17 protein-coding genes are annotated in these 19302 nt (G+C 65.9%); 6 read left to right on the forward strand and 11 right to left on the reverse strand.

Translation table 11 applies throughout. The features are described 5' to 3' along the window. The first annotated feature begins 8 nt into the window (after positions 1 to 8). Together L0U84_RS34230 and L0U84_RS34235 are read left to right on the forward strand one after the other, a co-directional pair. The gene (locus L0U84_RS34230) at positions 9 to 2645 is read left to right on the forward strand and encodes a heavy metal translocating P-type ATPase (RefSeq protein ID WP_267939989.1); all 2637 of its coding nucleotides are present in this window, start codon (positions 9 to 11) and stop codon (positions 2643 to 2645) included. Positions 2646 to 2836: 191 nt separating this feature from the next. Then, complete coding sequence (locus L0U84_RS34235) at positions 2837 to 4810, forward strand: methyl-accepting chemotaxis protein (protein ID WP_233856480.1); 1974 nt, start codon at positions 2837 to 2839, stop codon at positions 4808 to 4810. A 53-nt stretch (positions 4811 to 4863) separates the two neighbouring features. On the opposite strand, the gene L0U84_RS34240 is transcribed toward L0U84_RS34235, so the two are convergent. Then, complete coding sequence (locus L0U84_RS34240) at positions 4864 to 5517, reverse strand: glutathione S-transferase family protein (protein WP_233856482.1); 654 nt, start codon at positions 5515 to 5517, stop codon at positions 4864 to 4866. Positions 5518 to 5755: 238 nt separating this feature from the next. Between L0U84_RS34240 and L0U84_RS34245 the strand changes: the two genes are divergently transcribed. Continuing rightward, on the forward strand, positions 5756 to 7201 hold the full coding sequence (locus L0U84_RS34245; protein ID WP_233856484.1) for a polyhydroxyalkanoate depolymerase: 1446 nt from the start codon (positions 5756 to 5758) through the stop codon (positions 7199 to 7201). 89 nt (positions 7202 to 7290) lie between these two features. Here L0U84_RS34245 and L0U84_RS34250 read toward each other — a convergent pair whose 3' ends face one another. From L0U84_RS34250 to L0U84_RS34275, 6 genes are all read right to left on the reverse strand, one after another. Then, on the reverse strand, positions 7291 to 7725 hold the full coding sequence (locus tag L0U84_RS34250) for a cupin domain-containing protein (RefSeq protein WP_233856486.1): 435 nt from the start codon (positions 7723 to 7725) through the stop codon (positions 7291 to 7293). A gap of 110 nt (positions 7726 to 7835) precedes the next feature. Then, positions 7836 to 8447, reverse strand: coding sequence for a flavin reductase family protein (locus L0U84_RS34255; protein ID WP_233856488.1), 612 nt, complete (start codon positions 8445 to 8447; stop codon positions 7836 to 7838). Positions 8448 to 8555: 108 nt separating this feature from the next. Further along, positions 8556 to 9431, reverse strand: coding sequence for a 3-hydroxyacyl-CoA dehydrogenase family protein (locus tag L0U84_RS34260; RefSeq protein ID WP_233856943.1), 876 nt, complete (start codon positions 9429 to 9431; stop codon positions 8556 to 8558). A gap of 213 nt (positions 9432 to 9644) precedes the next feature. Continuing rightward, positions 9645 to 9956: a hypothetical protein gene (locus L0U84_RS34265; RefSeq protein ID WP_233856490.1), complete on the reverse strand. Its 312-nt coding sequence runs from the start codon at positions 9954 to 9956 to the stop codon at positions 9645 to 9647. A gap of 491 nt (positions 9957 to 10447) precedes the next feature. Next, positions 10448 to 10606 (reverse strand): hypothetical protein, encoded by a 159-nt coding sequence (locus L0U84_RS34270; protein ID WP_168991371.1) that lies wholly within the window; start codon positions 10604 to 10606, stop codon positions 10448 to 10450. Between the two features lie 162 nt (positions 10607 to 10768). Then, positions 10769 to 12136, reverse strand: a complete 1368-nt coding sequence (locus L0U84_RS34275) for a hypothetical protein (RefSeq protein WP_233856492.1) — start codon at positions 12134 to 12136, stop codon at positions 10769 to 10771. Between the two features lie 451 nt (positions 12137 to 12587). Here L0U84_RS34275 and L0U84_RS34280 point away from each other — a divergent pair, with 451 nt between their 5' ends. Together L0U84_RS34280 and L0U84_RS34285 are read left to right on the forward strand one after the other, a co-directional pair. Next, positions 12588 to 13715 (forward strand): AGE family epimerase/isomerase, encoded by a 1128-nt coding sequence (locus tag L0U84_RS34280; protein WP_233856494.1) that lies wholly within the window; start codon positions 12588 to 12590, stop codon positions 13713 to 13715. 309 nt (positions 13716 to 14024) lie between these two features. Next, on the forward strand, positions 14025 to 14228 hold the full coding sequence (locus L0U84_RS34285; RefSeq protein WP_085488605.1) for a cold-shock protein: 204 nt from the start codon (positions 14025 to 14027) through the stop codon (positions 14226 to 14228). A gap of 132 nt (positions 14229 to 14360) precedes the next feature. On the opposite strand, the gene L0U84_RS34290 is transcribed toward L0U84_RS34285, so the two are convergent. After that, positions 14361 to 15983: a methyl-accepting chemotaxis protein gene (locus L0U84_RS34290; protein ID WP_233856496.1), complete on the reverse strand. Its 1623-nt coding sequence runs from the start codon at positions 15981 to 15983 to the stop codon at positions 14361 to 14363. A 284-nt stretch (positions 15984 to 16267) separates the two neighbouring features. Here L0U84_RS34290 and L0U84_RS34295 point away from each other — a divergent pair, with 284 nt between their 5' ends. After that, the gene (locus L0U84_RS34295; protein ID WP_233856498.1) at positions 16268 to 16702 is read left to right on the forward strand and encodes a PaaI family thioesterase; all 435 of its coding nucleotides are present in this window, start codon (positions 16268 to 16270) and stop codon (positions 16700 to 16702) included. Between the two features lie 87 nt (positions 16703 to 16789). Here the strand turns inward: L0U84_RS34295 and L0U84_RS34300 are convergent, their stop codons facing one another. The 3 genes from L0U84_RS34300 to L0U84_RS34310 are packed head-to-tail and all read right to left on the reverse strand — an operon-like array spanning position 16790 to position 19298. Next, a complete protein-coding gene (locus L0U84_RS34300; protein WP_233856500.1) occupies positions 16790 to 17638 on the reverse strand; it encodes an ureidoglycolate lyase in 849 nt (282 codons plus the stop codon). Between the two features lie 52 nt (positions 17639 to 17690). Then, positions 17691 to 18434, reverse strand: a complete 744-nt coding sequence (locus L0U84_RS34305) for an SDR family oxidoreductase (protein WP_233856502.1) — start codon at positions 18432 to 18434, stop codon at positions 17691 to 17693. 33 nt (positions 18435 to 18467) lie between these two features. After that, positions 18468 to 19298: an amidohydrolase family protein gene (locus L0U84_RS34310; RefSeq protein WP_233856511.1), complete on the reverse strand. Its 831-nt coding sequence runs from the start codon at positions 19296 to 19298 to the stop codon at positions 18468 to 18470. Between the last annotated feature and the right edge of the window lie 4 nt (positions 19299 to 19302).

A 19302-nucleotide genomic window follows, 5' to 3' on the forward strand; every position in this document is an offset into this window, starting at 1 on the left:
GCCTTGCCATGACCGACCTTGCCAACCCGCAGCGCCCCGCCGACGCTGCCGCCTCCTCTTCACCCGCGCGCGTCGTCGAACTCGACATTGGCGGGATGACTTGCGCGTCGTGCGCGAGCCGCGTCGAAAAGGCGCTGACCAAACTGCCGGGGGTGGGGCGCGCGTCGGTGAATCTGGCGACCGAGCGCGCCCGAGTGGAAAGCGATGCAACGCTGGGGCCTCAGCAACTTGCAGATGCGGTGCGCAAGGCGGGATACGATGCAACCCCGGTTGCGAGCGCCGAGATTGCCGCGCAAACCGCGACGCAAACCGCGGCAGCCCCCGCCATCACGCCGCCAACCACCGAGCTGGAGATCGGCGGCATGACCTGCGCGGGCTGCGCGTTGCGGGTCGAAAAAGCACTCGCGAAGGTGCCAGGCGTCGCGCGCGCGTCGGTCAATCTGGCGACCGAAACCGCCACCGTACATCCGCAAAACAATGCATCCGCTGATCCTGGCGCGCTGATCGCAGCCGTCAGGAAAGCCGGCTACGAAGCGACGCTGAGCGCGCCGCCCGCTCCAGCCGCTCCGGCCGAAGCGACGGCAGCCAACCCCGCGACCGCCGACGTCGACACCGTCGCCACGCCGCCCGCCCCCGCCGTCGACCGCAAGCAGATTCAAACCCGCCGCGACCTCGCGAGCGTCGTCGCATCCGCGCTGCTGACGCTGCCGCTCGTCGCACCGATGTTCGGCGAATGGTTCGGCCTCCACGCGATGCTGCCGGCATGGCCGCAGTTCGTGCTCGCGTCGATCGTGCAGTTCGTGTTCGGCGCGCGCTTCTATCGCGCCGCCTGGCGCGCGGTACGCGCCGGCGCAGGCAACATGGACCTGCTGGTCGCGCTCGGCACCTCGGCCGCGTACGGCATCAGCGTCTACGAACTCGCGACGCATCCGGGCGACACGATGCATCTGTACTTCGAGGCATCGGCGGTCGTGATCACGTTGGTGCGCTTCGGCAAATGGCTCGAAGCGCGCGCGAAGCGCCAGACCACCGACGCGATCCGCGCGCTCAACGCGCTGCGCCCCGAGCGCGCGCGCATCCGCGACGGCGCCGGCGAACGCGAGGTGCCGCTCGCGCAGGTGCGCGTCGGCACCGTCGTGGTCGTGCGGCCGGGCGAGCGCGTGCCGGTCGACGGCGCGGTGCTCGAAGGCCGTACGCATATCGACGAAGCGCTGATCACCGGCGAAAGTCTGCCGGTGCCGAAGCAGTCCGGCGACGTCGTCACGGCCGGCTCGATCAATGGCGAAGGCGCGCTCGTGGTGACGACCACCGCGATCGGCGCGGAAACGACGCTCGCGCGCATCATCCGGCTCGTCGAAAGCGCGCAGGCCGAGAAGGCGCCGATCCAGCGCCTCGTCGACCGGGTCAGCGAAGTCTTCGTGCCGGCGATCCTCGCGCTTGCCGCGCTGACGCTGATCGGCTGGCTCATCGCCGGCGCGGGCGCGGAAACCGCGATCCTGAACGCGGTCGCGGTGCTGGTGATCGCCTGCCCGTGCGCGCTCGGACTCGCGACGCCCGCCGCGATCATGGCCGGCACCGGCGTCGCCGCGCGCCACGGCGTGCTGATCAAGGATGCGGAAGCGCTGGAAATCGCGCATCGCGTATCGATCGTCGCGTTCGACAAAACCGGCACGCTGACACTCGGCCAGCCATCGGTCACGGCATTCGAGCCGGTTGGCGGCGTGAGCCGCGACGAAGCGCTCGCGCTCGCGGCGGCGGTGCAGCGGCATAGCGATCATCCGCTGGCGCGGGCGATGGTGCGCGCGCACGAGGCTCAGTGCGGGCAAATGGGCGGCGCCGACAAGGGCGGCCCGAACGCCAGCGCCGCTCGCGCCGTCGCCGGCCGGGGCGTCGAAGCCGACGTCGACGGCCGCACCCTCGCCCTCGGCAGCACACGCTGGCTGCGCGAGCTCGACATTGCTCTGCCGACCGCGCTCGCCGACCGCGCCAAGGAACTCGAAGCTGCGGGCAACACGGTGTCGTGGCTGATGTCGCGCGCGCCGCACGCCCCCGAAGCGCTCGCGCTGATCAGCTTCGGCGACACGGTGAAGCCGACCGCGCGCGCGGCCGTCGCGCGGCTCGCGCAGATGGGCATCCGCAGCGTGCTCGTGACCGGCGACAACCGCGGCAGCGCGGCGAGCGTCGCGCGGGCGCTCGGCATCGACGAATTCCACGCCGAAGTGCTGCCCGACGACAAAGCCCGCGTAATCCGCGACCTGAAGATGCGCCACGCCGGCATCGTCGCGATGGCGGGCGACGGCATCAACGACGCGCCAGCGCTCGCCGCCGCTGACATCGGCATCGCGATGGCGACCGGCACCGACGTCGCCATGCACGCAGCCGGCATCACGCTGATGCGCGGCGACCCGGCGCTCGTCGCCGATGCGATCGACATCTCGCGCAGAACCTGGCGCAAGATCCAGCAGAACCTGTTCTGGGCCTTCGTGTACAACCTGATCGGCATTCCGCTGGCCGCGTTCGGCCTGCTCAATCCGATGCTCGCGGGCGCGGCGATGGCGTTTTCGAGCGTCAGTGTGGTCACCAATGCACTGCTGCTGAGGACGTGGCGAAGCGCGCCCGGCCGAATCGTGGATCCGGTGCGCTGAGCCGCGCAACGATACCTTCCAGCATTCCGCGTCGTCCTTCTGTTGGGGGCCCGTTCTGGCCCCCTTCGTTCTATTACGAATTGCTTTCACCCATCCTAAAGCCCCTCGCCTCCCGCGCCGTAAACCAGTAAATCGATGCCGTTCGCGGCCACGCCCGACGCGTATCGCCTGTCCCCTTTTCACGCCTGCCCATGAACTCTCTCTTCTCGCGCCGCGCCAGCGTCGGCGCACGGCTTGCCGTGCTCTCCTGCGTGCTGGTCGCGTTGATTTTCAGCACCTTCGCGTGGGCGCTCGCCCGCGCGGCCGGCGACCAGGTGCGTGATCAGGTGCTCGCGCGCATCGCCGAAAAGGATCGCTCGATCGCCGCGATGATCGCGTTGTTCGACAAGGCGCTGTCGGCCGAGGTCGATCGGTCGATGGCGCTATTCGCGAGCTTCCTGCCCACCGACTTCTCGCTCGACGACACGCAGAAAGTCGACATCGGCGGCACCGCGACGCCGACTTTCAAAGCCGGCGACAAGGTGCTGAACCTCGACTTCACGATTCCCGACCAGTTTCTCGAACGCAGCGGCGCGGTCGCGACCGTTTTTGCGCGCAACGGCGACGACTTCGTGCGCGTGACCACGTCGCTGAAGAAGCAGGACGGCACCCGCGCGGTGGGCACGCTGCTCGACCGTAAGGGGCCGGCGTATGCGCCATTGCTCGCGAACCGCTCGTACACCGGCCTCGCCGCGCTGTTCGGCAAGCGCATGATCACGCAGTACCGGCCGATCGCCGACGCGAGCGGCCGCGTGATTGGCGCGCTTTTCGTCGGCGTCGACGTGGACAAGGAGATCCAGTCGGTCCAGGACGGCATCCGCGCGCTGAAGATCGGCGCGAGCGGCTACTACTTCGTGCTCGACGCGTCGAGCGGCGCGGAGCGCGGCAAGCTGCTCGTGCATCCGGCCGCCGCGGGCCAGAAAGCCGACGACGCGAACGCGCCGTATCAGCGCATGCTCGACATGAAACAGGGCGAGTTCGACTACCGCTCGGCCGACGCCACGCTTAACGAGGGCGACGCGCGCGACAAGTTCGTGTCGTTCGTTACGGTGCCGGAGTGGCAGTGGCTCGTCGGCGGCGTCGCGCCGCGCGACGAAGTGATGGCCGACGTCGTGCGCACCCGCAACGCGTTCCTGCTGCTTGGCCTCGCGCTGGTCGGCCTGTTCGCGATCGTGTTCCTCGTCGCGGTGCGGCGGCTCGTCAGCCGTCCGCTCGACGAAGCCGCGCGCGCGTCCGAGCGCCTTGCCGCGGGAGATCTGAGCGTGCGCGTGGCGCGGCACGGACGCGCGCGCGCCGACGAGATCGGCCGCCTGATGCAGGCGATCGATGGCATTGGCGAGGGCCTCGCGCGCATCGTCGCGCAGGTGCGCAACGCGTCGGCCGACATGTCGGCGGGCACCGAGAAAATCGCCGCCGGCAGCGGCAACATCGCGCTGCGCATCGCGAGCCAGGCGAGCAGCCTCGAGGAAACCGCCACGAGCATGGAGCAGATCACGTCGACCGTGCAGCAGAACGCCGATCACGCGACCGAGGCCAACACACTCGTCACGCACGCCGCCGACGCCGCGCTCGAAGGCGGCCGCGCGGTCGAGCGCGTGGTGTCGACGATGGGCGAGATCGGCCGCTCGTCGCAGAAGATCGCCGAGATCACGACGGTGATCGAGGGCATCGCCTTCCAGACCAACATCCTCGCGCTGAACGCGGCCGTCGAAGCGGCGCGCGCGGGCGAGCACGGCAAGGGCTTCGCGGTCGTCGCGTCCGAAGTGCGCGCGCTCGCGCAGCGCAGCGCGGCGGCGGTGAAGGAGATCGAGGGGGTGATCGCGGCGTCGAGCGCGAACGTCGACAGCGGTTTTCGCATCGCCGAAGAGGCGAGCGCGACGATGCAGGGAATCGTCACCCAGGTCGGTCAGGTCCGCGCGATCATGAGCGAGATCAACGTCGCGTCGCGCGAACAGTCGGGCGGCATCGAGCAGGTCAATCTGGCGGTCACGCAGATCGGCGAGGCGACGCAGCAGAATGCGACGATCGTCGGCGACGCGGAGGCCGCGGCGGCCGAGTTGCGCGAGCAGGCTGCGCGGCTCGCGCAGCTGGTCAGCGTGTTCAAGCTCGAAGGCGAGCGCGGCTAACGGGTCTGCTCGATGCGGACGGCGGCGAGCGGCGGCGGACGACGCCGCCGCGCTCAGAACTCGACGTCCAGTTCGTCGATTTCCTCCACCTCCTGACGCGCGAGCGCGATCCACTCGCGCATTTCGGGCAGTGCCATGATGCGCTGCCCGTATTCGACGATATCCGGATCGAGTTGCACGTCGTAGGTCACGAAGCGCGTGACCACCGGCGCGTACATCGCGTCCGCCGCGGTCCGCTCGCCGAACAGGAACGGGCCGCCATATTCGTTCAGACATTCACGCCAGATCGTCACGATCCGCTCGATATCCGATTGCGCGCGTGCCCACACCTTGAAACCTGGGAAATGCGCCTTCAGGTTCATCGGCAACGCCGAGCGCAACGACGCGAACCCCGAATGCATCTCGCCACAGATGGAGCGGCAATGCGCGCGGGCGCGGATTTCGTGCGGCAACAGCGCGGCTTGCGGCTTCAGCTCGTTCAGATATTCGGCGATCGCCAGCGTGTCCCAGACCTTGACGTCGTCATGCACGAGGCACGGCACCAGAATGGACGGCGACAGCAACAGTAGTTCGGCGCGCGTCGCGGGGTCGTCGATCGGCACCACGATCTCTTCGAACGGCAAGCCGCTGAACTTCGCCAGCAGCCAGCCGCGCAGCGACCACGAAGAATAATTCCTGCTGCTAATCGTAAGCGTAGTATTCCCCATACGGGTCTCCTCCAGATCGGGCATCACGCCGCGCCTGGCCGGCCCATGCACGCCACCGTGCGTGCACGCACCAAAGCACGGCAAGACCGGCCCATTTCGCCTTCGCATGCAAGGGATGTGCCGATGCGCCAGCACATGCGACGACGTGAGACGACATGCGGGGCAATGCGTGCAAGCGCCTGGCGCATCACTTGCTTTTATTCGGGCTCCTTTGTTTGTGGTGCATTCGTGTGAAAGTATGAATCTGTTCGCCTATCCCGCCTATCAGGCCTGTGCCGACATGTTGCTACCAATGCGGCACGGCGCGGCCCTGGCGAACCACTCGCTCGATGCGTGGTCCGCGTTCGCGCAGACACCGCACGGCCGCTCGCTGCGCGCAGCCTGCGAACTGCTGATGCTCGGCGGGCTCACGCCGAAGCGGCCGCCGTTCGGCATCGACTGCGTCGTCACGGAAGGCGAGCCGGTCGCCGTGGTCGAGGAAGTTGTCGCGCGCACGCCGTTCTGCTCGCTGCTGCACTTTCGCAAGGACGCCGTGCTGTCGACGCCGCAGCCGCGCGTGCTGATGATCGCGCCGATGTCGGGCCACTTCGCGACCCTGCTGCGCGCGACCGTGCGCACGATGCTGGCCGAGCACGACGTCTATATCACCGACTGGCACAACCCGCGCGACGTGCCGCTCAGCGATGGCCGCTTCGGCTTCGGCGAATTCGTGCGACACGTGATCGACTTCACCGCGGAGATCGGTTCCGGCACGCATCTGCTCGCGGTCTGCCAGCCGACCGTCGCGGCGCTCGCCGCCGTCGCGCTGATGGCCGCCGACGACCATCCCGCGCAGCCGGCCAGCATGACGCTGATGGCCGGCCCGATCGACACGCGCATCAATCCGACGCGCGTCAACGAACTGGCCAAAAGCCGGCCGATCGAGTGGTTCGAGCGCAACCTGATCAGCGCGGTGCCGTTCGGCTTCGCCGGCGCGCAGCGTCGCGTGTATCCGGGCTTCGTGCAGTTGGCCGCGTTCATGGCGATGAATCCGGGCCGCCACGCCGACTCGTTCGAAACGATGTACTACGAGCGCGGCAAGGGCGATCCGCAGAAGGCCGACACGATTCGCACCTTCTATGAAGAATACTTCGCGACGATGGATCTGACCGCCGACTTCTACCTGGAAACGGTCGACACAGTCTTTCAGCAGCATGCGCTGCCGTTACGCGCGCTCGAAGTCGAAGGGCGTCTGGTGGAGCCGTCGAAGATTCGGCGCACCGCGTTGCTGACCGTGGAGGGCGAAAAGGACGATATCTGCGCGGTCGGTCAGACGCTCGCCGCGCAGGACATGTGCGATCGTCTGCGGCCGTATCTGAAGACGCATCATGTGCAAACGGGCGTCGGCCACTACGGCGTGTTCAGCGGGCGTCGCTGGGAGCAGCACATTTATCCGCGCGTGCGGGCCGTGATTTACGACAACGAACCGCGCGCGGTGCTCGTCAATTCGCGCGCGCGTCCGATCCAGCCGGTGCCAGCGGCGACCGCAGCCGAAGTCACGGCGGCCGCGCCGGTAGCGGCCGCGGTCGTCGGGGTGGAAGTGGATGCGCCCGTGGGTGGGAGCGGGGGCGCCAACGGCAGCAGCGACTCGGCGGCGCAAACGCCCGCTGAGTCCACACGTAGGCGGCCGCCCGCGACATCCTGAGCCATGCCCGCGCGACCACTCCGTCTTGACGCGCGGGCCGCAACGGTTATCGCCTCGCTATGAGCGTTTCGCGAGCCGTGAGGCCTTCTTCAAACCGTCGCGTCACGCCACGGCGTCGCAGGGGGCACCTCGCACGGCGGCTCGGCGTCGATCGATCTGAAGTCGGCCGGCGACACGATCTCCAGATACTCCATGTCTTCCGAATAGTCGAACAGAAAGTGGACGATGCCCGGCGCCTGATGCACGCAATCGCCGGCCGCGACGAGCGTCTCCTTGTCGCCGTACATGAAGCGCGCCCAGCCCTTCAGCATGATCACGATGTGGAAATCGGCCTCATGACGGTGCCAGCCGGTGCCTTGCTCTGGTGCGTGATTCGCCTTGACGAGTTGCGCGAGCACCTTGCCGCCGGTCGCCCCGGCGATCCCCAGATCGCGGTAAAGGAAAAAGTCGCGCAAGCCCTGATCCACGTACGACGTGTCCTGCGGACGGATATGGCTGAATTGCGTGGCGAATGCGGTGGACATGATCGCGCTCCAGGAAGGTGAGCCGGCATCGATACCGGCGCGGTGGAGCGCCGCTTGCAAGCATCAAGCAGGCCAGTGGAGCCGATCAGTGAAGGTAGCGCGTGGCAGGCTCAGGCCGTTGGCCGGATCATCTGGAACATCTCGCCGATCTGCGCGTAGTCGGCGCGATAACCCGCGCGCATGATCGGCTGCGCGGCGTGCGTGTCGAACAGGCCGTCCTTCAGATACGCGTCGTCGACGTGCACGCCGACCACCTGGCCGAGCGACAGATAGTTATCCATCGGCTTGCCGTCGACGTCATGCAGACGCACGATCTGCAGCAGCTTGCATTCGAGCGCGGCCGGCGATTCGGCCACGTGCGGCACCGCGACGTTGCGGCCCGGTGCGGGCGTGAGCCCGGCCAGTGCGAACTCGTCGACGTGCGGCGCAACCGGCGCCGACGAGCGGTTCATCTGCTCGGCGAGCGGCCGGGTGGCGAGGTTCCACACGAATTCGCCGGTCGCCTCGATGTTGACGAGGCTGTCCTTGCGGCCCTCGCTGCAAAAACCGATGATCGGCGGAAAGGTCGCAAACGCGCCGAAAAAGCTGTAGGGCGCGAGATTGAGCGTGCCTTCGGCATCGCGCGACGAAATCCAGCCGATCAGCCGCGGCGCGACGATCGCCTTGAAAGGATCGTGCGGCAGGCCGTGACCGACGGCGGGATCGTAGAAGTAGTGGGACATGACGTGGCTTGGGGTTGACTTGAGGTTGACGCAGGTTCGCTCGTAACTCGTGTGGGTTAGCGCGACAAGCGGCCGGAAGGCGGGCACGGAGGGGCTATTTATACCGCACTAGCCGCGCCCGATCACGCGCTTGCGCCCTTCCTTGACGCGCGTGATGCGCGCTTCGTCCCAGTCATGAAAACCCGCACCGCTGCGCACGCCGACACGCCCCGCGTCGACCTGCGCGCGCAGCAGATCGATCACGTCCTCGTCCTTGGCAAGTTGCGGCATCAGGTGCGACGCGATGTCGACGAAGGTGTCGAGTCCGCCCATGTCCGCGCCCTCGAACGGTCCGACGATGCCCCAACGGCGTCCCAGCGAAGCCTTCATCACACGATCGACGACCTCGGGCGTTGCCGCCCCCGAACGCACGATGTGCAACGCCTCGCGCAGCACCGCGAACTGCAGCCGATTGCCGACAAAGCCCGGAATCGCCTTCGCGAGCACGACCGGCTCCATGCCGATCGCGCTCATCAGCCCGGCGGTTTGCTGCACGACTTCGGGCGCGGTCTCGGTGCCCGGCACGACTTCGACGAGCGGAATCATGTGCGGCGGGTTCCAGAAATGCGCGATCACGAAGCGCTCTTTCGCGCGCAGCGGTGTGGCGAGCTGGTCGGGCGGAAAGCCGCTGGTGTTGCTCGCGAGGATCGCATCGTCGGCGAGCAGGCCGGTCAGTGTCGCGTAGAGGCGATGCTTGAGTTCGAGCACCTCGGGAATCGCCTCGATCACGAAGCGCGCGTCTGCGACCGCGTCGAGCTGCGCATGCGTTTCGAGGCGCGCGAGCGCCGCCTGTTTGGCAGCATCATCGATACGGCCCAGGTCGATCAGCTCGTCGAGCACGGCCTGCGCTTTCAGCGCGACGCTCGCGAGCCGCGTCGGATCGACGTCGTGAACGATGGTCCGGTATCCGTGCAATGCGGCCTGCGTCGCGATGCCGACGCCCATCAGTCCGGTGCCCACCACCCCTATCGTTATGTCCTGCAGTGTCTTGTCCACACGCGCTCCCGCTGCCGTCGATGAAAGCCCCGAAGCATAGCGCAGCACGCCCAATACCACGGTCCGACTCGTAAGCCCGGATGCGACGAAGCCGGCCTTCCCGTGGCGGGAAGACCGGCTTCGTGGACTCACGCCGCCTGTTGCGGCGCCGTCAGGCGCGCATTAGTAGCGCGGCGGCGGGCGGTGATCGTCGCGATCGTCGCCGTGGTGGTGCGGATCGTAGTCGCGCGGATGATGGCGCATCCACTCGTCGTGCTCCCAGTAGCGATGGCCGTCCCAGTAACGATCGCCGTGCCAGCCGATGTTGATCGACACGCCGACCGGCGTCATGTGCGGTTGACCGTACACGACCGGCGCCGGGCCGTGCTCGACGATCACGCGCTCTTGCGCGGATGCGCTACCGGCCGCGATGAGTGCGCCGCCCGCGAGCAGCGTTGCGATAAGCGTGCGCGATGCCTTGCCAATGGTTTTCATGATGACCTCCCGTCAAAGTTTTATTCCAGGCCAGCGTCCGGTTTTGTTCGGGTCGGGCGATTCGCTTGATTCGCTTCGCTCGTGAGCCGAACCAGACGCCGTACGCTTGACACCCACTTTAGCGGCCCGATTCGCATGAAGACGTGAGCACTTGTAAGCGTGCATTTCATAGATGGGGACGGATGACGGCCGCGCGATTTCGCTTTCGAGCTTCATTCAACAAGGCTTACGAAGCGACGCTGTGGTTCGAGTCGCTGAATCAGCGCGAAAGCTCGTTACATTCATTTCGGGCCCGAAATATTTCGGAAGGAGTCGGACGGGCGCACGGTCCTACGGTGATACAGCCTGTTCGTCGCAATGGTGCGCCGCGATAACCGCGCGCCAAAACAAAAAGCCACGATTCGCTTTTCGCGAATAGTGGCTCAATGAAAAGCGCACCCGAGGTGCGCGCCCCGGCGCGTTGTGTCGCGCCCAGGACGGAACGGCTGGACTTAGTCCGACAGCTTGATGCCGAACAGCGTCGACTGCGCGCGGCGCACACGCTCTGCCTCACGGGCACGCGCTGCGTACGAGTAGTCCGAATCCAGCGGCAGGTGGGGCGACGCAAAGAGGTCGCTGACCTTTTGGAACAGTGCAAAGATGTAGCTCATGGCGACTCCCGGTTAGTGACTGCATTGCTAGGGTTTTCCCTTAGCCATGATTCTAGGGTTTTCCCTAGGAAAAAGCTAGTGCAATGCAGCAAATTTTTGGTGTAGCGCCTAGTCGCATTCTCTTGGGACTGTCACACGTTGTATCGCGACAACGTCCCCGATTTAGCGATTGGGCGGCCGACCACCGTGCGGAGTGCGGGCGTGTCTCGCGTGCGCCGGCGTCGCGCCGGACTGTAGGGGCGCCGTGGGGGGCGTCGCTGGGGTCGTTGCGGCGGGCACCGACGCGGCATTCGTCGTCGCGGCCATCGCCGTATGCGCGTCGAGCAGGCTCACCATCGCCGCCTGCTGGTTCTGCATCATCTGTTCGATGCGGTGTTGCTGGGCCGTCGTCTCGCGCGTGAGGCGCATCAGCAGCAGCGTCTGCGCGATGCCGATCGCGACGGTCACCAGCAGCGCGCCGACCACGATCGACAGCATCCATTTCACGCGCCGCGAATGATCGGTCGCGGCGCGGCGTTGATCAGCGATCACGCCGTAGAGCGCATCGACGGTATCGGCGAACGCCGTGGCACGCGCGCGGTCGAGTTCCGGCTCCGAGCGTAGCGCGGCGGCGGCCGCGTCGGTGCGGCGCCCGTCACGCCACGAAGTGGCGAATCCGGCGGGGTTGTCCGCAGACACGGGTCGGGGTGTCGTCAAGGGCGTGGCGGTCGCGGGCCTGTCGTCCTGTTTCGCGGTTACAGCCTCGGACGACGTGGACTGCGGACGCGTCGCGGACTCGCTGGCGGACTGGGTCGCGCTACTGCCATCGGTCAACGCCGAAGTTGCAGGTGAGGCCGGGGTTGCCGCCGCGGCCGCATCGCGCGATGCCGTCGCGGCTTTCGCGAAGGTCGCGGCGAAACGCTGCTGCGGTTTGCCTGCGCCCGCCGTCGCCGCCGATTCCGCTTCGGCCGCCTGGCGCAACGCGGTCACGCTGCGCGCGACAGTCGCGGCGGCCATCGCCGAGCTGAGCGGCGCGGATGGCTCACGCGACATCACCACGGGCTTGTCGTCGGGGTTTGCTTCGGCGTTCGGCGCCGCATGGTCGGGAGCGCCATTCGCGGACGTGCTTGCGGGCGCATCCGCAGCCACCACCACCGGCTCGACGTCAAATCCGCTCAACTGCTCGTTCACCGGCATCGACGCATCCAGCTTCGCTGCACGCGGTGCGCGGCGCGCAGTCTTGTCGAGCGCCACGTGTTCATCGAATGCACCGACCGCCTGCAGCACCACGTCCGGCAATTCGAAGCCGTGCAGCGTGCCTTGGCGGAAGTCGATGTTCATCGCCTCGACGGTCGCACGGGTCGGATCGTCAGGGAACAGGTCAAGGGTGCTGTCGTCGCGCGCGACGCTGCTCAGTTGTGCGAGGCGTTGCGCCGAGCGCGCCGCGCGTGCCAGCTTGTTTTCGGTTTCGGTAGAGACGGCGCCCTGGCGCTGCTTCTTCGAAGCGACGCGCCGGGGCCTGGACTGCGGGGATGCTGCGGAATCTGCCATAGAGGAAAAAGCGGTCGTCGCCGGGAACGGGGCGCCGGATGCCGCTCGTCATTGCCATTGGAATATTTAGAGCCAGCATTGTCGCATGGCGCTCCGCCCGCGCCGAAGCCATTCCCCGACGATTTGCGCGCTTTCGAGCCCGGTCGAGTCTTTCACGAACTCGCGTCGCCTTATTTGAAATCAGCGGCAGCGGTGGCTTAGCGTGCGCGGCTGCCGTTGCGCATTCCACGCGGCTCTTGCACCTGGCGCGTCTGATGCGACTGATGCGTCTGTCACCCCTCATAGGCGTCGAGCATTTCAGATGCTTGACCCAAGGTGTCAGCGCGAGGCGTTTGCTTTATGCTAGCCCGCACACCGCAACGGTCTCGGCGATCGCGATCCTGAACCGCCGCCCTGAGCGCTGCCTCGATACAGATAAATTGCGCACGTTGCGCGCCCGACCCAACCGACCATGCCAAGCACGACCCTTCCCCCTGCATCGACGACCACCGTCGCGACCTCGCTGCGCGAGCACTTCGCGAACGTGGTGCTGCCGATGTGGCGGGGGCCCGGCTTCAACCACGCGTTGCAGCTGCCCTACGAAGCGCTCGACGCCACCGGAGGCGAGCCGCTGCCCCCGCAACGCTACCGGGCGATGGCGTGTGCGCGGCAGTTGTTCACGTTCGCGCAAGCGGGCGACATGGAACACGCGCGCGTGCTGTTCGATTCGCTGACGCACACCTTTCGGGACGCTGACCACGGCGGATGGTTCTACAGCGTCGACGCGCTCGGTGTGCCGCTCGACACGACCAAGGACCTCTACACGCACGCGTTCGTCGTGTTCGCGTGCGCGGAATACGCGCGGCGCTCAGACAACCTCGACGCGCTGAAACTCGTGCACAGCACGACCGCACTAATCCAGTCGAACTTCGCGGCCGACGGCGATCTGTTCAACGCCGCGCTCAACGTCGACTTTTCGCAGGTGATCGGCAAGCCGCTGCAGAATCCGCTGATGCACCTGACCGAAGCGTGGCTCGCCGCCTGCGAAGCAACCCGCGACAACGTCTTCGGCGCCGCGTTGCGCCGCCTCGCTGGCGCGGTCGCGCGACACTTCGTGCATACGCCGAGCGGCTGCATCGCCGAATTGCCGATCGGCGCGAGCGGCAACCGTCTGGAGCCGGGACATCAGTTCGAGTGGTACTGGCTGGTCAGGCAGGCGGGCGCGCTGTTCGCCGGCACAGGGCTCGCCGAAGCGTTGGCGCGCGCCTTCGCCTTCGCGCAGCAGCATGGCGTGGACCCAGACAACGGCGGCGTGTGCGCATCGCTCGACGAGGCCGGCAATGTCAGCGACTCGACCCAGCGGATCTGGGCGCAGACGGAATACCTGCGCGCACTTGCCTGTCACGACGATCCGGCCGTGCGTGCGGCGCTGCCGCAACAGATCGCGTGTTTTCATCGATGCTTTTTGCATGAACACGGTTGGTTCGAATGCAAGACGTCGAGCGGCGAGATCGCGCGCGCCGACATGCCGTCAACCACGCCGTATCATCTAGCCACAGCCTATGCGGCGCTGCCCGTGGACGCCGACACGAGAGCGTGAACTTGGCCGAATTTGGACAACGATAGATGACGTTGAGCGCTTGATCATCTCAATAAAGAGCAGCACGGATGGACGAATGTCCGCCGCCGCGTCGCGGGAGGAATTTAATGCCGCTGGTAAACCCCAAGCGCAAAAAAGTTCTCGTCTGACCTTCTCAAAGCGCGAAAAAACATCAAAACCGGGGAATACCCGGATGCAGGTTGATTGGCGTCTGTCATAAAGACGTGATACAACTCTCCCCTCGCGCTCGCCGTTGCATTGGAGCAATTGCGGTCGCGATGCAATACACAACATTTATTTGGATTAAAAATGGCAACAGGTACTGTTAAGTGGTTTAACGATGCAAAGGGCTTCGGCTTCATCACCCCGGACGACGGCGGCGAAGACCTGTTTGCACACTTCTCGGAAATCCAGTCTTCGGGCTTCAAGTCCCTGCAGGAAAACCAGAAAGTGTCGTTCGAAGTCAAGCAAGGCCCGAAGGGCAAGCAGGCTGCGAACATCCAGTCGATCTAAGTACCACAGGTACTTTGAGACAGACTTGGACGTCACGATAGGCGCCTCTAGAGGCCCCTGCGTCTAATGCAAAATGGCTCGCTTTATGCGGGCCATTTTCTATTTTCTGCGTCGTTTTTAAGCGTCAGCGCCTTAAAGCGCATGCATTCCGGATAATGCCAATTCCGCGTTGGCTGCGAACACTGCCCCGTGCTGTTGCGTGCGCAACACACTTTCAGAAATTTCGAACACGGAAACGGCCTGTTTCAACTGCTCGGTCTGCTGATGCAGCGAAGCGGCCGCCGCCGCGGCCTGCTCCACGAGCGCCGCGTTCTGCTGGGTCATCTCGTCCATCTGCACGACCGCCTGGTTCACCTGCTCGATGCCGGTGCTCTGCTCGAGCGACGACGCGCTGATTTCGGCCATCATCTGCGTGACGCGCGAGATCGATGCCGACACATGGCTCATCGCTTCACCGGCACGCTCGACGAGCGTCGAGCCGCCCTGAATCTCCGCGACCGACTCGCTGATCAGCGTCTTGATTTCCTTCGCCGACTGCGCGCTGCGTTGCGCGAGCCCGCGCACTTCGCCGGCCACGACCGCGAAGCCGCGACCCTGCTCGCCCGCGCGCGCCGCCTCGACGGCCGCATTCAGCGCGAGGATGTTGGTCTGGAACGCGATGCCGTCGATCACCGAGATGATCTCTGCGATCTTGTCCGAGCTCTGCGCGATGCCGCGCATCTTGTCGACCACCTGGTTGACGACTTCGCTGCCGCGCGACGTCGCGTCGAGCGCGGTCTCGGCCAGCGCGTTGGCTTCGCGCGCATGGTCGGCGTTCTGCCGGACGGTCGCCGTGAGTTCTTCCATGCTCGACGCCGTTTCCTCGAGCGATGCCGCCTGGTTTTCGGTGCGCGCCGACAGATCGGCGTTGCCGGTCGCGATTTCGTTGGCACCAAGATGGATCGAGTCGGCGGATTCGCGCACGCTCTTGACGGTGCGGGCGACGCTCGCCTGCATCGTCGCGAGGCCCGAGAACAGGCGACCGATTTCGTTGCTGCCGCGTGAGGCGATCGGCTGATCGAGACGACCTTGCGCGATGCGTTCGAAATGGCGGCCCGCTTCCTCGAGCGGTGCCACGACGCCGCGGCGCAGCGCCGTATAGACAGCGAGCGTGCCGGCGACCAGCACGAGCAGAATCACCACGCTGACGATGCGAAATGCCGCGACGCGAGCATCGATCGAATCGAGCGACGCGCGGCTCGCGGCGTCGCCGAACTGCACGAAGTTGTGCACTTCCGTCAGATAGGCATCCTGAAACGACTGCGTAGGCTGATCGAGGAAGGCCTGGATATTGTTCGAGTCGAGATACTGTACGAGCTCCGCGAGCGCGTCGTGCAGCGTCTTATAACGTTCGGCGAGCGCGGTGGCGCGCGCGCTGTTTTCGTCGCTGGTCTTCTGCGCGCTCATGAAGGCCGCGAAAGACTGATCGGCGGCAACGAGCTGTTCGCGAGCGTGCTGCACGATGTCGGTGGGCTCGGTGCCGCCGCGCACCATGCGCGTGCCGGCGCGCGACAGGTTGATGCGCGCGTCCATCAGGCGCTGCGTCGTCTGGTTGACCGAGTCGACCTGCTTCAGCGCGATGTTCGACAGATCGCCAACGTCGTCGTGCGTGCGGGTCAGCGACCAGAAGCCCAACCCTACCGTGACGAGTTGAAAGACGCAGAACGCGGCCAGAACACATAGCAGGCCGGATGCGACCTTGATCTTGCTGAACATCGTGGACACCTGGGAACAAAGGATGACGGGGGGTTACACCAGGGTTAACGGCAGGCCGTTTGACGGCTTGAGACCAATTCCCGCAAAAAGCGCTCTACGTGCAGGTTTCATCGGCGATCGTCGCGATTGAGGATGTTTTGCGCAACAATGCGCCGCTCGTCGCGAGGAATCACCTTGCGCAGTGCAGCGGCACTTCCTAGAGTGGGTAGGGACCGCGTGGCGCGCGTCGCGCGGATGCTCTGTTGCACCGATGCACAACACCGACCCTGCACGAAGGAACCACGATGACCGACCTACTCGACCGGGCGCGCGCCGCACTGCACGCCCAGCCGTTCAGCATGCTGCTAGGCGCAGAGCTGATGCACGCCGGCAGCGACGAGCTCACCCTGTGTCTGCCGATTCGCGACGAACTGCGGCAGCAGCACGGCTTCGTGCATGGCGGCGTCATCAGCTATCTCGCCGACAATGCGTTGACGTTCGCGGGCGCGCTGTCGCTCGGTCCGCGAGTCGTGACCGGTGAGTACAAGATCAACTATCTGCGCCCGGCGATGAAGGGCACGCTGATCGCGCGCGCGAACGTCGTCTATGCGGGCAGGCATCAGGCGACCTGCCAGTGCAGCGTGTTCGTGATGGAAGGCAATCGCGAGAAGCTGGTGGCGGTTGCGCAGGGGACCGTGAACAGGATTGGGGAGAATGGCGAGCAGGAGGGGGGAAATTAAGGCCGCGTAGCATGAAAAAAGCCGCTCCTGCGCGTAACAGGAACGGCTTTGCATCTCACGGCGATATGACGGGAAGAGAAAGCGCGCTTACTCCGCCGCGTAAGTCTTCTGCGTCTGCTCGCCCAGTCCTTCGATACCCAGACGCACCGTCTGCCCCGGCTTCAGAAACACCGGGTTCGGCTTCACGCCCATGCCCACGCCCGGCGGCGTGCCGGTCGAGATCACGTCGCCCGGCTGCAGGCTCATGCACTGCGACACATACGACACCACCTTCGCGACGCTGAAGATCATCGTCTTCGTGCTGCCGTTCTGGTAGCGATGACCGTCCACTTCGAGCCACAGGCTCAGGTTCTGCGGATCGGCGACTTCATCGCGCGTAACGACCCACGGGCCGATCGGGCCGAACGTGTCGAAGCCCTTGCCCTTGTCCCACGTGCCGCCGCGCTCGATCTGCCATTCGCGCTCCGACACGTCGTTGATGACGCAATAACCGGCCACGTGCTCGAGCGCGTTCGCTTCGTCCACGTACTTCGCCGCCTTGCCGATCACCACGCCGAGTTCCACTTCCCAATCCGTCTTCTTCGAGCCGCGCGGGATTTCGATGTCGTCGTTCGGGCCGCTGATCGCGCTCGTCCACTTGTTGAAAATGACCGGTTCGGCCGGCACCGGCAGATTCGATTCCGCCGCGTGATCCGCGTAGTTCAGGCCGATGCAGATGAACTTGCCGATCTTGCCGACGCACGGTCCGACGCGCGGATTGCCTTCGACGACCGGCAGCGTAGCCGGATCCACCGCGCGCAGTTTCGCGAGGCTTTCATCGCCGAGCACAGCGCCGTCGATATCGCCGACCACCTTCGACAGATCGCGAATCTTGCCTTGCGCGTCGAGCAGGCCCGGCTTTTCCTGGCCTTTCGGCCCATAACGAAGCAGTTTCATCGTTGCACTTCCCTTTACGTTCAGTAGTGTTCGGTTCGTCAATCAATCAGAATCAGTTCGACCATCCACCGTCGATCACATGGAGTTGGCCCGTCGTGAACGACGACTCGTCGGACGCGAGATACAGCGCGAGCGCGGCGATCTCCTCCGGCTTGCCGATGCGGCCCATCGGCTGACGCGCGACGAAGGCGGCCTGCACCGCATCGAGCGACGCGCCCTGGGCCTGTGCCTGCGCGGCGATTCGCTGTTCGAGCGACGGCGAGGACACCGTGCCCGGGCAAATCGCGTTACAGCGTACACCACGCGTGACGAAATCCGCAGCGACGGACTTGGTCAGCCCGACCACCGCGGCCTTCGACGCGCCGTACGCAAAGCGGTTCGGCACGCCCTTCACGCTCGACGCCGCCGACGACATGTTGATGATCGAGCCGCCGCCCTTCTCGAGCATGGCCGGCAAGAACGCGCGGATCATACGGTACATGGCCTTCGCGTTGAGGTCGAACGCGAACTCCCAATCCTCCTCGCTGCATTCGAGAATACTGCCCGCGTGCACGAAGCCCGCGCAGTTGAACAGCACGTCGATCGTGCCGACTTCCGCGGCGAGCGCCTTGATCGCCGCGCCGTCGAGCACGTCGAGCTTGCGCGCCTCGACCGGCTTGCCGGCGAGTCCGTCGATACGGATATCGGTGGCGATCACGCGTGCGCCTTCGCGCGCGAACAGTTCGGCGGTGGCGAGACCGATGCCTTGTCCCGCCGCGGTGATCAGGGCCGTTTTGCCGGCCAGTCTTTGTGTCATCTACGACTCCAGTTGAATGGGCTGCTAACGAAATCAAAGCCGGTAAAACGCGGCGGCGTTCTCGCCGAACACGGCGTCGCGCTCGGCGTCGCTCAACGACGCGAGCAACGTGGTCGCCACCGAATGCCACAGCAGATAATCGCCGTTCAGTTCGAGCACCGGCCAGTCGCTGCCCCACATCAGCCGCGCGGGGCCAAACGTGTTCAGCAGATGCTCGACGTAGGGCCGAAGCGTCTCTTCGGTCCAGCCGGGCGACGCCTCAGTCGCGAGACCGGACAGCTTGCAGTGCACGTGCGGGAATGCTGCGAGCCGCGTGATCGCGTCGCGCCACACCTGGTAGCCCGCCTGGCCATAGCGGATCGGCGGCTTCGCGCCATGATCGACCACGATGCGCAGCGCCGGAAAACGCTGAGCAAAGATCTCGGCGTATTGCACGTGACGCGCGTAGATCAGCGCGTCGAACGCGAGGTCGTGCGCGATCAGCGCGTCGATCGCCGGCACGAGGTCGGGGTTCGCGATCCAGCCGTCGTCGGGCAGGTCCTGCAGCATCGGCCGCACGCCCTTGAACTTCGGCTCGCGCGCAAGCGCCTCGATCAGATCGGGCGCGTTCGGCAACAGCAGCGGCACCCAGCCAACCACGCCCGCGATCGACGGCTCGTGCCGCGCGATGTCGAGCAGATAGCGGGTTTCATCGAGCGTCGGCGCGGCCTGCACGACCACCGTCCGCTCGATGCCGGCCTGTTCGCGCAACGGCTTCAGATCGCCTGGCCCGAACGGTCGGTAGAGGATTTTCAGCTCCGGCGTCAGCCACTCGTAGTCGCCCCGCGCGGGGTCCCAGTAGTGCTGGTGAGCGTCGATCGGCATGGTC

This window comes from Paraburkholderia sp. HD33-4 (assembly GCF_021390635.1).
Classification (GTDB): domain Bacteria; phylum Pseudomonadota; class Gammaproteobacteria; order Burkholderiales; family Burkholderiaceae; genus Paraburkholderia.

Bases quoted from the DNA above. Each gene is read 5' to 3' on its own strand.
- L0U84_RS34250 (WP_233856486.1), bottom strand. From the start codon at position 7,725: ATGTCCACCGCATTCGCCACGCAATTCAGCCATATCCGTCCGCAGGAC.
- L0U84_RS34275 (WP_233856492.1), bottom strand. From the start codon at position 12,136: ATGGCAGATTCCGCAGCATCCCCGCAGTCCAGGCCCCGGCGCGTCGCT.
- L0U84_RS34240 (WP_233856482.1), bottom strand. From the start codon at position 5,517: ATGGGGAATACTACGCTTACGATTAGCAGCAGGAATTATTCTTCGTGG.
- L0U84_RS34265 (WP_233856490.1), bottom strand. From the start codon at position 9,956: ATGAAAACCATTGGCAAGGCATCGCGCACGCTTATCGCAACGCTGCTC.
- L0U84_RS34285 (WP_085488605.1), top strand. From the start codon at position 14,025: ATGGCAACAGGTACTGTTAAGTGGTTTAACGATGCAAAGGGCTTCGGC.
- L0U84_RS34235 (WP_233856480.1), top strand. From the start codon at position 2,837: ATGAACTCTCTCTTCTCGCGCCGCGCCAGCGTCGGCGCACGGCTTGCC.
- L0U84_RS34230 (WP_267939989.1), top strand. From the start codon at position 9: ATGACCGACCTTGCCAACCCGCAGCGCCCCGCCGACGCTGCCGCCTCC.
- L0U84_RS34255 (WP_233856488.1), bottom strand. From the start codon at position 8,447: ATGTCCCACTACTTCTACGATCCCGCCGTCGGTCACGGCCTGCCGCAC.
- L0U84_RS34300 (WP_233856500.1), bottom strand. From the start codon at position 17,638: ATGAAACTGCTTCGTTATGGGCCGAAAGGCCAGGAAAAGCCGGGCCTG.
- L0U84_RS34280 (WP_233856494.1), top strand. From the start codon at position 12,588: ATGCCAAGCACGACCCTTCCCCCTGCATCGACGACCACCGTCGCGACC.
- L0U84_RS34290 (WP_233856496.1), bottom strand. From the start codon at position 15,983: ATGTTCAGCAAGATCAAGGTCGCATCCGGCCTGCTATGTGTTCTGGCC.
- L0U84_RS34245 (WP_233856484.1), top strand. From the start codon at position 5,756: ATGAATCTGTTCGCCTATCCCGCCTATCAGGCCTGTGCCGACATGTTG.
- L0U84_RS34305 (WP_233856502.1), bottom strand. From the start codon at position 18,434: ATGACACAAAGACTGGCCGGCAAAACGGCCCTGATCACCGCGGCGGGA.
- L0U84_RS34270 (WP_168991371.1), bottom strand. From the start codon at position 10,606: ATGAGCTACATCTTTGCACTGTTCCAAAAGGTCAGCGACCTCTTTGCG.
- L0U84_RS34310 (WP_233856511.1), bottom strand. From the start codon at position 19,298: ATGCCGATCGACGCTCACCAGCACTACTGGGACCCCGCGCGGGGCGAC.
- L0U84_RS34260 (WP_233856943.1), bottom strand. From the start codon at position 9,431: ATGGGCGTCGGCATCGCGACGCAGGCCGCATTGCACGGATACCGGACC.
- L0U84_RS34295 (WP_233856498.1), top strand. From the start codon at position 16,268: ATGACCGACCTACTCGACCGGGCGCGCGCCGCACTGCACGCCCAGCCG.